The organism is Micromonospora sp. MH99 (genome assembly GCF_021442385.1).
GTDB lineage: Bacteria > Actinomycetota > Actinomycetes > Mycobacteriales > Micromonosporaceae > Micromonospora.
On sequence record NZ_MUZA01000020.1, the window covers coordinates 83,636 to 94,563 of the forward strand.

General features: G+C 73.2%; 11 protein-coding genes and 1 pseudogene. 6 read left to right on the forward strand and 6 right to left on the reverse strand.

The annotated features are described in order from the left end of the window. Positions 1 to 11 precede the first annotated feature (11 nt). Genes B0E54_RS13645 through B0E54_RS13665 form a run of 5 tightly spaced genes read right to left on the reverse strand, consistent with a single transcriptional unit; the run spans position 12 to position 4,571 of the window. Positions 12 to 641, reverse strand: a complete 630-nt coding sequence (locus B0E54_RS13645) for a hypothetical protein (RefSeq protein ID WP_234583789.1) — start codon at positions 639 to 641, stop codon at positions 12 to 14. Continuing rightward, the gene (locus B0E54_RS13650; RefSeq protein WP_234583790.1) at positions 638 to 2,044 is read right to left on the reverse strand and encodes a selenium-binding family protein; all 1,407 of its coding nucleotides are present in this window, start codon (positions 2,042 to 2,044) and stop codon (positions 638 to 640) included. Before B0E54_RS13650 ends, B0E54_RS13645 begins: the two co-directional genes overlap by 4 nt. Positions 2,045 to 2,059: 15 nt before the next feature. Then, positions 2,060 to 2,791 carry an ABC transporter ATP-binding protein gene (locus B0E54_RS13655; protein ID WP_234583791.1) on the reverse strand — a complete coding sequence of 244 codons (732 nt, stop codon included), beginning with the start codon at positions 2,789 to 2,791 and terminating at the stop codon, positions 2,060 to 2,062. Beyond that, a complete protein-coding gene (locus B0E54_RS13660; protein ID WP_234583792.1) occupies positions 2,764 to 3,597 on the reverse strand; it encodes an ABC transporter permease in 834 nt (277 codons plus the stop codon). Before B0E54_RS13660 ends, B0E54_RS13655 begins: the two co-directional genes overlap by 28 nt. Then, complete coding sequence (locus B0E54_RS13665; protein ID WP_234583793.1) at positions 3,594 to 4,571, reverse strand: aliphatic sulfonate ABC transporter substrate-binding protein; 978 nt, start codon at positions 4,569 to 4,571, stop codon at positions 3,594 to 3,596. The genes B0E54_RS13660 and B0E54_RS13665 overlap by 4 nt, the downstream gene beginning before the upstream one ends. A 191-nt stretch (positions 4,572 to 4,762) precedes the next feature. Between B0E54_RS13665 and B0E54_RS13670 the strand changes: the two genes are divergently transcribed. Together B0E54_RS13670 and B0E54_RS13675 are read left to right on the forward strand one after the other, a co-directional pair. Beyond that, complete coding sequence (locus B0E54_RS13670; protein ID WP_234583795.1) at positions 4,763 to 5,950, forward strand: LLM class flavin-dependent oxidoreductase; 1,188 nt, start codon at positions 4,763 to 4,765, stop codon at positions 5,948 to 5,950. 77 nt (positions 5,951 to 6,027) lie between these two features. Next, positions 6,028 to 7,482, forward strand: a complete 1,455-nt coding sequence (locus tag B0E54_RS13675) for a hypothetical protein (RefSeq protein WP_234583796.1) — start codon at positions 6,028 to 6,030, stop codon at positions 7,480 to 7,482. Positions 7,483 to 7,517: 35 nt separating this feature from the next. Here B0E54_RS13675 and B0E54_RS13680 read toward each other — a convergent pair whose 3' ends face one another. Next, entirely contained in the window at positions 7,518 to 7,937 is a 420-nt protein-coding gene (locus tag B0E54_RS13680; RefSeq protein WP_234583797.1) for a hypothetical protein, read from the reverse strand. 397 nt (positions 7,938 to 8,334) lie between these two features. Between B0E54_RS13680 and B0E54_RS13685 the strand changes: the two genes are divergently transcribed. The 4 genes and pseudogenes from B0E54_RS13685 to B0E54_RS13700 form a co-directional block, all read left to right on the forward strand. Continuing rightward, the gene (locus B0E54_RS13685) at positions 8,335 to 8,637 is read left to right on the forward strand and encodes an urease subunit gamma (RefSeq protein ID WP_234583798.1); all 303 of its coding nucleotides are present in this window, start codon (positions 8,335 to 8,337) and stop codon (positions 8,635 to 8,637) included. Then, entirely contained in the window at positions 8,634 to 8,999 is a 366-nt protein-coding gene (locus B0E54_RS13690) for an urease subunit beta (protein WP_308195359.1), read from the forward strand. Before B0E54_RS13685 ends, B0E54_RS13690 begins: the two co-directional genes overlap by 4 nt. Then, the gene (locus B0E54_RS13695; protein ID WP_234583799.1) at positions 8,996 to 10,699 is read left to right on the forward strand and encodes an urease subunit alpha; all 1,704 of its coding nucleotides are present in this window, start codon (positions 8,996 to 8,998) and stop codon (positions 10,697 to 10,699) included. Before B0E54_RS13690 ends, B0E54_RS13695 begins: the two co-directional genes overlap by 4 nt. Next, positions 10,699 to 10,928, forward strand: a pseudogene (locus tag B0E54_RS13700) (hypothetical protein); the annotation flags it as partial. The gene B0E54_RS13695 and the pseudogene B0E54_RS13700, both read left to right, overlap by 1 nt.

Genomic DNA, 10,928 nt, shown 5'->3' on the forward strand with positions numbered 1-10,928 from the left:
ACGATGGACGGTCACGCCCGGATCAGCGTCACCAACCCCGCGGCCACCAGCACGCCCGCCCAGAGCCGGTCGACGTTGAACCACGCCCGACGCAGCACCCCGACCCCGAGCACCTGGTAGACCAGCACCGCCACGACCAGAGCGGTGCCCAGCATCGCCACGGTGTGCACACCCGCCGCGGCCAACCCGGGCAGCGCACCGAGCGGCGCGGCGGCCAGGTGCCCGGAGTGACCTCCGGGCACCGGCTCGGCGACCAGCACCGGCAGCAGCATCAGTCCGGCGCCGTGCGCCGACGACATGAGGAACGACCAGCCGGTGAGCTGAGCCGCCGACAGCCGCATCCCCGCCCAGCGGAAGTGCCGCTCGGAGAGCAGCCGCCACAACCCGAAGCCGACCAGCAGCAGGCCGCCGACCACCGCCAGGGCGGTGCTCGCCGTCACCGACCTGGTCGCGGTGACCAGGGCCGCGACGATCGCCACCGAGGCGAGATGCCCCGCCGCGATCGGCGGCAGGGCGCGCAGCAGCGCCATCCGGCTGCGCTCCTGCAGGCCCCGGGCCACCGCGAACAACCACCCCATCGCCGGGTTCAGACCGTGGAACGCGCCGAGCGCCGCCAGCGTCGCGATCGTCCCGAGGGTCACGGGAAGCAGTACGAGTCGGAGGACGCGTCCCCACCCTGCAATCGCGTCTGGTGCACGCGCAGCCCCCGGAACTCGTCGCCGTGCGGAAAGAACCGCACGTCGGGGGTGAGGCCACCGGCGTCGACATCCACGTCGAGCTTGGCCAGCCAGGCGCCCACCCCGTCGGGATAGAACTGGTCGTCCCACGAGCCGTAGAGGGAGTTGCTGACGTAGACCCGCCGCCCGTCCCGGCTCACCTCGACCATCTGCGGCCCACCGGCGAGGGCCTCGTCGGGCGCGGACGGGTGCGCCGTGCGGCGGACGATCCCGCCGAGGTGCACCGAGCCCGTCTGCACCGGGTGCAGCGGGTCGCTGACGTCGTACTGACGCAGCTCACCCGTGCCCCAGCAGGAGACGTAGAGGAATCGGTCGTCCACCGACAGGTCGATGTCGGTCACCAGCGGCGGCACCGCGCCGAACGGCTTGAGCAGGTCGGGCAGGTTCGCCGGGTCGGCCGGCTCGGCCGGGATGTCGATCACCTTGGTGACCGCCCAGGCGTCCCCGTCGCGGTGCCACAGCCAGATCGAGGCGGACAGGTCCTCGACGCTGATCACCACTCCGACGAACCCGTACGACTTCGTCGGATCGTGCGCGGGGCGCAGCTCCAGCGGCATCTGGTACTGATCACCCAGGTCGACCCGCTGCACGTGCCGGCGTTTCGCGAGGTCCCAGAAGTGGATGGCGTGGCCGTAGCGCCGGCCCAGCAGCAGCTCGCCGACGATCCCGTCCTCGATCATGGACGGGGTGCCCCACTCGCTGGTGACCAGCACGTCCTGGGTGAGGTGCCACCACACGTCGTACGCCAGGAACTGCGGGCCCCGGTCGGCCTCCCACGCCCCGCGGACGTCGAACGTGGTGTGGTCCAGGATCGCGATGCCGCCCGGGCCCTCGGCGCCGTCCGCGCCACCGAGAGCGGAGAGGTAGATGCCGTCCGGGCCGCAGTGCACGGTGTGCGGCCGGGAGTAGCCGGCCCGCTTCGCCAGCTCCTCCGGCCCGATCACCTTGACGACCTGCGGCTGGCGCGGGTCGGGCTGCGTGTCGATGACGTGGATCCGCGACGAGCGCAGGCCGGGCACGATCAGGTAGCGCCGTTCGACGTGCGGGTGCGGTGCGGTCGGGCAGAGTGCGCTGCTGCACGCGTTCCACCCGAAGTGGTGCACCTCGTCGCCGAGGTGGGGCAGGTCGGTCCAGCCGACGACCCGGCCGTAGTCGGGGGAGTCGGGGTCGGTGTCCAGCACCGCGATGGCGTCCGGGCGGCTGGCCGTACGGTCGAAGGCCGCCACGTAGGCGAGCTTCTCCGCCGGGGCGGTCGCGGCCTGCGACGGTGACGGGTAGAAGGTGGGGTCGGGCGTCCAGCGGGTCATCGTGTCTCCGCTTCCTCAGGTGGTGGGAACGCCGAGCCGGTCGAGCAGGTGGCGGCGCAGCGCGCCGAAGCCCGGATCGTCCGGCGTACGGGTGGGTGCGAGGTCGACGGGCAACTCCGCGGCGATGCGGCAGTCGTCGAGGAGCAGGATCCGGTCGGCGAGCAGCAGTGCCTCGTCCACGTCGTGGGTGACCAGCAGGGCCGCGAAGCCGTGCTCGGCGCGCAGCCGGCGCAGCAGCACCTGCATCCTGAGCCGGGTGAGCGCGTCCAGGGCGCCGAACGGCTCGTCGAGCAGCAGCAGGTCCGGTTCGCGGACCAGGGCCCGCGCGACGGCCACCCGCTGTGCCTGCCCGCCGGACAGCTCGGCCGGCCAGGCCCGGTGCCGCTCGGCCAGCCCGACCTCGCGCAACGCCCGGTCGATCCGGCCGGCGGTGTCCGGACCGGACAGGCCGAGCCCGACGTTGGCCGCCACCCGCTTCCAGGGCAGGAGTCGGTGTTCCTGAAAGACCACTGCGGCGGTGCCGTGCACGACGGTGTCGCCGGTGGCGTCGCGGTCCAGGCCGGCGAGAACCCGCAGGAGGGTGCTCTTGCCGGAACCGCTGGGGCCCAGCAGGGCCACCACCTCGCCCCGCGCGATGGTCAGGTCGACCCCGGCCAGCACGACAGTCGGCCCGAAGGACCGGCGGATCGCGTGGGCGGTCAGCACCGGGGTCGCGCCGATCAGGTGGCTCGCAGTCCGCGTCGCCATGTCAACATCCTCCTCTCCGCAACGCGCAGGGCAAGGTCGGATATCAGCCCGAGCAGCGCGTAGACGAGCAGGCCGAGGACCACGACATCGGTCTGGCTGAACTCCCGTGCCTCCATCATCAGAAAGCCGATGCCGGTCTGGGCGTTGACCTGCTCGCCGACGACGAGACTGAGCCAGGCCGCGCCGATCGCGAGGCGCAGGCCGAGAAAGAGCGACGGCAGCGCGCCGGGCAGCACCACGTGGCGCAGCCGGGCGGCCTGCCCGAGCCCGCAGGCGCGGGCCGCCTCCACCAACCGTTCGTCGATGTCGCGGATGCCGGCGTACGTGTTGAAGTAGATGGGGAAGAACGCGCCCAGGGCCACCAGGCTGATCTTCAGCGACTCGCCGATGCCGACCCAGATGATCAGCAGCGGCACGAGGCCCAGGTGCGGCAGCATCCGGGCCATCTGCACCGGCGGGTCGACCAGGTCGTCGCCGAGGCGCAACAGCCCCGCCACAGTGCCCAGGACCAGCGCCAGGACGCCGCCGATGAGCAGCCCCGCTCCGGCCCGGGTGAGGGAGTCCACGAGGTGCACGGCGAGCGTTCCGTCGCGGGACAGCCGCCAGCCGGTGGCGAGCACGTCGCTCGGCGCGGGCAGCTTCTCCGGCGCCAGGACCCCCGTGCGGGCGGCCAGTTCCCAGCCCAGCACCAGCACGACCGGGCTGGCCAGGCGCCGCCACCGCCGGGTCGACCGGGGGCGCCGGGGGTCGGGCGGCGCGACGGCAGCGGCCTCCGGCGGCGTTTCCAACAGCTGTGTACGGCTCACTGGAACACCGCGCTGAAGCGGTCGTCCACCCGGCTCCGGATGTCGACAGGCCCCGGAATGAGGCCCAGCGCGATGAAGCTGTCGGTGATCGCCTGGAGTTCGTCGCCGATGGCCGGGGTGACCGGGGCGAGCGGCTTGGCGCTGCGGTCGAGGGCGCGGCTGGCGACGTCCTGCGGGATCTTCAGCTCCGGCGCCAGCGTGCGGGCCCGCTCCTGCGGGTTCGCGATGCCCCAGTCGGTCACCTCGCGGTAGCGCTGCAGGAACGCCCGGATGTCGTCCGAGCGCTGGGCGACCGCGTCGGGGGCGGCCAGCACGTACTCGCGGTTGCTGGCCAGGCCTGTCGCGTCGGCGAGCACCCGGACGCCCGGCTGCTCGGCCAGCGCGAAGTACGGATCCCAGATGACCCAGGCGTCGACCTGCCCGCTGTCGAACGCGGGCCGTCCCTCGGCCGGCTTGAGATACGTGACCTTGATGTCCTGCAACGTCATCTTGTTGGCCTCCAGCAGCCGGACCAGCAGCCAGTGCACGTTGGAGCCCTTGTTGAGGGCGATCGTCCGGCCCTTGAGGTCGGCGAAGCTGCGGTAGCCGCTGTCGGCCTTGACCAGCACCGCCTCGCCCTGCGGGATCGGCGCGGAGGTGCCGATGATGGAGAACGGGATCTTTGCGGCGGCGGCGAAGACGGGTGGCGCCTCGCCGACCTGTCCGATGTCGATCGACCCGGCCTTGAGCGCCTCGGTGAGGGCCGGCCCGCTCTCGAACAGTGACCACTCGACGCCCGGGGTGGCGCCGCGGGCCTTGACCAGGCTCAGCCCTCCGAAGCGCTGGTAGCCGATCCGTAGCTTGCCGGCGTGGCCTTCGGCGTCGGCGGGCCCGCCGCACGCGCTCACGCCGGCCGTGGCGAGCAGGACCACTGCGGTGAACGCGGCCGTCAGCAGGCGGCGACGCGGGGGATGACTCGTCGAGGGGGTGCGCATGGCGGCTCCTTGGGTCGGGCAGGTGTGCCGGGCCGCATCGACCGGCGTGGGTGATCGTGGGCGGTAGCCTACTAACCCGATAGGTTTTATGGGTAGGCTGTTGGCGGGATCGTCCCACCCCTCAGGAGGTGCCGCCTCACCGCGCGCGCCGCCCGCACCCGCTCCGCCGCGCACTGGAGGAAAGAGCCCCGATGACCCTCACCTTCCACTGGTTCCTGCCCACCAACGGCGACAGCCGCGACATCGTCGGCGGCGGCCACGGCGTGCCGACCGGGGCCGCCGGAGGCGCCCGCCCGGCCAGCGTGGCGTACCTCGGGCAGATCGCCCGCAGCGCCGAGCAGCTCGGCTTCGTCGGGGCGCTCACCCCCACCGGCGCGTGGTGCGAGGACGCCTGGCTGTCCACGGCGATGCTCGCCGAGGTCACCGAACGCCTCAGGTTCCTGGTGGCCTTCCGGCCTGGCCTGACCTCACCCACCCTCGCCGCCCAGATGGCCTCGACGTTCCAGCGGCTGTCCCGGGGCCGCCTGCTGCTCAACGTGGTCACCGGCGGCGAGTCATCGGAGCAGCGGGCGTACGGCGACTTCCTGGACAAGGACGCCCGGTACGCGCGGGCCGACGAGTTCCTGCACGTCGTCCGCGCGTTGTGGCGGGGTGAGACGGTCGACCACCACGGCACGCACGTGCGCGTCGAGCAGGCGCGGCTGCACCGGCTGCCCGACCCGGCGCCGCCGGTCTACTTCGGCGGCTCGTCCGCCGCCGCCCTGCCCGTGGCGGTCCGGCACAGCGACGTCTACCTCACCTGGGGCGAGCCGCCGACCCAGGTCGCCGACAAACTGGACCGGGTGCGGGCGCTGGCCGCCGGCGCAGGCCGGGACCTGCGGTTCGGCATTCGGCTGCACGTCATCGCCCGGGACAGCGCCGACGAGGCGTGGGCGCAGGCCCGCCGCCTGCTCAACGGCATCGCCGAGGCCGACATCCGAGCCGTGCAGGACGGGCTGCGCCGCAGCGAGTCCGAGGGGCAGCGCCGGATGCTCGACCTGCACGGCGGCTCCCGCGACAGCCTGGAGGTCTCGCCCAACCTGTGGGCCGGCGTCGGGCTGGTCCGGGGCGGCGCGGGCACCGCGCTCGTCGGCAGCCACCGCGAGATCGCCGACCGGATCGCCGAGTACCACGCGCTCGGCATCGACGAGTTCATCCTCTCCGGCTATCCGCACCTGGAGGAGGCGTACTGGTTCGGCGAGGGCGTCCTGCCGATCCTGCGCGAGCGCGGGCTGTGGCGGCACCCCGACGGCCCGGCGGACCCGGCGGACGGCGTCGACATCCCGTTCGCCGGGACGTCCACGCCGCGCCCGGCCCCGGAGCCCGTGGCGGCCCGCTGACCGGCCCACCGCCGGGACCCTCGGACTTGTCGTGCCGTGCTATCACGGAGGCACATCCGCGAGCTGGTGGTGATCGCGTGGACGAATGGGCAGCCGACGCGCCCGCACCCGACGACAGGCAGCTGCCCCGACGCGCAGTCCGTCCGCAGCGGGTGGTCCTGTTCCGCGAAGACCTGATCGAGGTCGCGGACGACAGTCCGGTATCCCGGGAACGGTGGTCCGCATCGTCCGCCGACGACGACCTGCTGGTCGTTGACGACGAGCCCGACAGCACGAGGGCAGACGTCGACTGGTCGGACGAGGGCGACCCGGTCGACGCGGCCGAGGCCGCCGACGGACCGTACGCCGTCCCATGGTGGGTCACCCATGGGGAGCACATCGACGCGACGGCGCGATCGGACCGCAGGGAGCATGGGAACCGGCTGCACGGCATCGTCGCGGGCTACGACACGTTCTGGGACCACGTCGACGTTGATCCGCAGTCGGTGGTCCCCACGGTACGGGACGCGAAGATCGCGCTGGCCTGGCGGGATTTCTCGCTGCAGTTCCTGCGGACGCCGGGACCGCTACCGCTCCTGTTCGGCGCGGTGGTGGCCGCCGTCGCGGCGTTCGCCATGGTCGGCGGGCCGCTGGCTCACCGGCTGGTGGCCGCCGCCACGAGCCTGTCCGTCGGGGTCGTCCTCGCCCTGGCCGTCTCGCGCCTCGCCGTCCCGTGCCGCGGGGCGGCCATCGGCGGCGGTGCCGCGGTCGCGGCGTGCGTCGCGGCGTCGGCCGTCCCCACGATCCAGACGACCCGCTGGTACGACGTCCTGGTGGGGCTCGCCTTCGCGGGCGCTGGCCTGCTCTTCGTCGCGCTGTGGCCGCTCGTGCGGGCGTGGCGCGTCGAGCGGGAGCACTGGACCCGCCCCGACGTTGCCCTGATCGCCGCCCTCCTGGAGTTCGCCGACGATGTCGAGTCGGGTCCGGCACCACCGGAGCGGCGTCGTGTCGTGGAGGCACTGGACCGCGCCGCCACCACGTTCGAGTTCGCGTGGCATCGCGTCAACCGCACGGGTGTCGACGCCACCGACCGGCAGCTGCGGGCCTGGGCCGGCCGGATCCGCGCCGAGACACGGGAGCTGCAACGGTGGTACGCGTTCGACGCCCCGTCGAAGGTCTACCTGCTCCTGCGCACCTACCTGCTCATCCAGGCGGTCGTCAACCGCTACTCCCTCGACGACCACGAGGAGGGCTGGGTACGGCACGGCAGCTGGCGCCGGCCACCGACATCGGCGATCGCCCGGCTGTGGGTACGCGGCAAGCGGTCCGGTCGGTACGTGCGCCAATGCCTGCTGGCCGCCGTTCTCGCCAGCGTCGCCCTGCTGCTGCTCGCGGTCACGGTGTGGAGCGCCGTGCCGACCTTCGTCGGCGTGCACATCTCCCGCGACCTCGGCTCGGCGCTGAACTTCGACCCGACGATGCGCGTGTTCGTCGCCACGATCAGCCTGTCGTTGTTCGCCGTGGCCGGGCGCGCGTTCACCCACCGGCGCTGAACCGACCGGCCGGTGGGAGTCCGACAGGCCACGTCCTAGCCGGAACGGCCGACCCGGCCACGGCGGACCCGGGCACGGGCGATCCGGCGTGCGGCGAGGCTCACCGCCGTACTGCCCACCGCCATCCCGACCAGCACCAGAATCGCCCCAACGACCCACAGTCCGCTGTCGTCGCGCGACGCGGCCTGGCGTGACCAGGCGGCGGTGAAGGCGGCAGTCATCACGGGGGCCACCAGCCACGGGCTGAGTCGCCACGCGGCCAGGGCGGCCAGCAGCACGAGCGTCAGCACGCAGCCGATCACCTGCCACGGCTCGTACGGGCCGCTTGTCGCGCCGGTCCGCGCGTCGACCGTGTAACCGGTGTCCCAGCCCAGCCAGAGCAGCCACACCCCGACCGTGGCCACCGCCAGGAACAGCGCACCGAACAGTGCGTGCGTACGCCTCGTCGCCGTCATCGGGCGATCATCTCCCGCCATGACCCGCGCGGGAATGAGTACCCGTACCCCGTCGACAGCGTCAGGCGCCCGGTGACCGACGCGACGTAGCCCGCGTACGCCTGGGCGGCGTTGCCGCCGGAGCCGGGGCGTCGCCGCCGATCCCGAACGGACTGTTGCCCCGGCCGGGAACGATCCTCTACGGTCTGCTCAAGCGGTGGGCGGTGCGGTCCGCATCCGACCGGACACCGCCGGACGCCCGTCGCGCGGGCCGGGATGGTGGAGTCCCGGGTCACCCCGCCGACTGTGGTTCCGGCGGTCGTGTGACTCCAGCTCGTCCCCGGGTGACTGCTGCCCGGCGCGGCTCCCGTAGGAGCCGACGGCGAGCCGGACACGCCGATCCCCACCGGAGAGTCCCGTGTTCCTCAGCCCCCACGAGCAGGACCGCCTGCTCGTCCACGTCGCGGCCGATGTCGCCCGCCGCCGCCGCGAACGCGGCCTGCGCCTCAACTATCCCGAAGCCGTCGCGATGATCACCGCCTTCCTGCTCGAAGGCGCCCGTGACGGTCGGTCGGTGGTCGACCTCATGTCGGCCGGCCGGACCGTGCTCGACCGCGACGACGTCCAGGACGGCATCCCCGAGCTGCTGAGGGAGGTGCAGGTGGAGGCGACGTTCCCGGACGGCACCAAGCTCGTGACGGTGCACCACCCGATCCCGTGATCCCGGGGGAGATCCTGCCGGCTACCGGCCCGGTCGAGATCAACGCTGGTCGGCCGGTGACCACAGTGGTAGTGGTCAACACCGCCGACCGGCCGGTGCAGGTGGGCTCGCACTACCACTTCGCCGAGAGCAACCCGGCCCTCACCTTCGACCGGGTCGCGGCCTGGGGGCAGCGCCTGGCCGTACCGGCGGGCACCTCGGTCCGTTTCGAGCCGGGCGTGAGCCGCAGCGTGGACCTGGTCCCGCTCGGCGGCGCGCGCATCGTGCCGGGCCTGCGCGGGGAGTGCGCCGGGCCGCTGGACGAGGCGTCCTCGACCGCGCCGACCAGCGACGGGCCGACCAGCGACGGGCCGGCGCGATGAGCGCCGTGCGGCGGGACCGCTACATCGACCTGTACGGGCCCACCACCGGCGACCGGATCCGACTGGCCGACACGAGCCTGCTGATCGAGGTGGAGACCGACCACTGCGTCGGCGGCGACGAGGCCGTCTTCGGCGGCGGGAAGGTGATCCGCGAGTCGATGGGGCAGTCGCGGGCCACCCGCGCCGACGGCGCCCTCGACACCGTCATCACCGGCGCCGTCGTGCTGGACCACTGGGGTGTGGTCAAGGCCGACGTGGGGCTGCGCGACGGGCGGATCGTCGCCCTCGGTCGGGCCGGCAACCCGGACACCATGCCCGGCGTCCACCCCGACCTGGTCATCGGCCCGGCGACCGAGGTGATCGCCGGCAACGGCCGGATCCTCACCGCCGGCGCCGTCGACACCCACGTGCACTTCATCTGCCCGCAGATCGTCACCGAGGCGCTGGCCAGCGGCATCACCACGCTCGTCGGCGGCGGTACGGGACCCGCCGAGGGCACCCGGGCCACGACCGTCACGCCCAACGCCTGGCACCTGGCCCGGATGCACGAGGCGCTGGACACGCTGCCGGTCAACGTGCTGCTGCTCGGCAAGGGCAACACCGTCTCGCCAGAGGCGCTGTGGGAGCAGCTGCGCGCCGGCGCGGGCGGTTTCAAACTGCACGAGGACTGGGGCACCACCCCGGCGGCGATCGACGCCTGCCTGCGGGTGGCGGACGCCTCGGGGGTCCAGGTGTCGATCCACACCGACACCCTCAACGAGGCCGGATTCGTGGCCGACACGCTGCGCGCCATCGGCGGGCGGGCGATCCACTCGTACCACACCGAGGGAGCGGGAGGCGGGCACGCGCCGGACATCATCACGGTGGCCAGCGAGCCGAACGTGCTGCCGTCGTCGACCAACCCGACCCGCCCGTACACCCGCAACACCCTCGCCGAGCACCTGGACATGCTGATGGTCTGCCACCACCTCAACCCGTCCGTGCCGGAGGACCTGGCGTTCGCCGAGAGCCGGATCCGACCGTCCACCATGGCCGCCGAGGACCTGCTGCACGACCTCGGCGCGATCTCCATCATCGGCTCCGACGCGCAGGCGATGGGCCGGGTGGGCGAGGTGATCCTGCGGACCTGGCAGAGCGCCCACGTCATGAAAGAGCGGGTGGGCGCGCTGCCGGGCGACGGCGCGGCCGACAACCACCGCGCCCGGCGGTACGTGGCGAAGTACACGATCTGCGCGGCGATGGCCAACGGACTGGAACGGGAGATCGGCTCGGTCGAACCGGGCAAGCTCGCCGACCTGGTGCTCTGGGACCCGGCGTTCTTCGGCGTACGACCGCACCTCGTGCTCAAGGGCGGCATGATCGCGTACGCCCAGATGGGTGACGCCAACGCCTCCATCCCCACCCCGCAGCCGATGCTGCCGCGCCCGATGTTCGGGGCGTACGGGGCCGCTGCGGCGGCCACCAGTCTGACGTTCGTCGCGCCGGCCGCCCTGGACGCCGGACTGCGCCTGGACGTACGGCGGCGGGTCGTGCCGGTCGCCGACGTGCGGTCCCGGGGCAAGGCCGACCTGCCGGAGAACAACGCGATGCCGCACATCGAGGTGGACCCGGACACCTTCACGGTGCGGATCGACGGCGAGGTGGTGGAGCCGGACCCGGTGCCCCAGCTGCCGATGGCACAGCGGTACTTCCTGTTCTGATGGCGACGTCGAGCCTGCTCCTGTTGCTGGCCGACGGGCGCTTCCCGGCCGGCGCGCACGCGCACTCCGGCGGCCTGGAGGCGGCCGTCGCCGCCGGCCGGGTGAACGACCTGCCGTCGTTGGAGTCGTTCCTGGTCGGCCGGTTGACCACGGCCGGGCTGGTCGGCGCGGCGTTCGCGGCGGCGGCGCACCGGGTGGCGTCGCCGGTCGGCGGCGGCGCCCCCGCACC

What these genes read in the sequence shown, in the direction of transcription:
- B0E54_RS13650 (WP_234583790.1), bottom strand. Translation starts at nt 2,044, where the DNA reads ATGACCCGCTGGACGCCCGACCCCACCTTCTACCCGTCACCGTCGCAG.
- B0E54_RS13655 (WP_234583791.1), bottom strand. Translation starts at nt 2,791, where the DNA reads ATGGCGACGCGGACTGCGAGCCACCTGATCGGCGCGACCCCGGTGCTG.
- B0E54_RS13665 (WP_234583793.1), bottom strand. Translation starts at nt 4,571, where the DNA reads ATGCGCACCCCCTCGACGAGTCATCCCCCGCGTCGCCGCCTGCTGACG.
- B0E54_RS13670 (WP_234583795.1), top strand. Translation starts at nt 4,763, where the DNA reads ATGACCCTCACCTTCCACTGGTTCCTGCCCACCAACGGCGACAGCCGC.
- B0E54_RS13680 (WP_234583797.1), bottom strand. Translation starts at nt 7,937, where the DNA reads ATGACGGCGACGAGGCGTACGCACGCACTGTTCGGTGCGCTGTTCCTG.
- B0E54_RS13695 (WP_234583799.1), top strand. Translation starts at nt 8,996, where the DNA reads ATGAGCGCCGTGCGGCGGGACCGCTACATCGACCTGTACGGGCCCACC.